Origin of the sequence: Bartonella sp. AA78NXGY (assembly GCF_042197005.1) — a bacterium.
Classification (GTDB): Bacteria; Pseudomonadota; Alphaproteobacteria; order Rhizobiales; family Rhizobiaceae; genus Bartonella.
The window spans coordinates 1-669 of sequence record NZ_JBHIRI010000091.1 but is presented as its reverse complement, the minus strand read 5'-3'; the positions used below and the strand labels follow the sequence as shown (position 1 = coordinate 669).

The window sequence follows — 669 nt, the reverse complement described above, 5'->3', positions numbered from 1 at the left end:
AAAAAAGGTGGCGCAATCCAGCAGAGAAACTCGTTCCAGAAAAACCAATTTTCTTAAATCTATGCTGATAAGTGACATCTCCACGAAGAGAAAGTTTTGATGAGAGACGGGCATTAAACCCAACCCCTGCTTCCAAAGAAGAACCAAAGGAACCTAACTGAAAATCGTTTTTAAAAGAAACGAATTGCTTATCTTCAAAACTATGCAAATAAGAAAGCTTACTATAAAAAGAAACTTCACGTCCCTCTTCAGAAGCATTAAGCGTCTTGCTTAAACGCCCACCAACACGCCCCACCCATTGATGAAATTTTCCTAAATCAACATCAAGATTATCAATATCACGCGCCTGATTAAACTGAAGATGCTGATAAACAACCTGAATCTGCGGATCAAAAACAACACCTTTATACCCTGTTGCAAACGTTCTACCACTCGTTAAAGAACCGCTAAATTGTTTACCCTTTAACGCCACAACCTTGCCCCGTGCAAGGGTCAAAACATCACCCTTAAAAAGACCATACGATACCACCCCATCCATATAAAAACCGGTATCATGCTGCAAATTTCCATAAGCAGCAACAGACCATTTATTAAATGCGCTTTTTTTGCTTTGTTCAACATCCTGAGGGTGTAGAGAAAGATTTCCATAGTTTCCCCAAACTCCAAAGA

At 39.6% G+C, this 669-nt stretch carries 1 protein-coding gene; it reads right to left on the bottom strand.

Going from position 1 to position 669, the window contains the following annotated elements; translation table 11 throughout:
• Positions 1 to 669 (bottom strand): autotransporter outer membrane beta-barrel domain-containing protein (locus ACFINL_RS09800; RefSeq protein ID WP_375651498.1); only part of this gene is annotated, 669 nt, incomplete at both ends.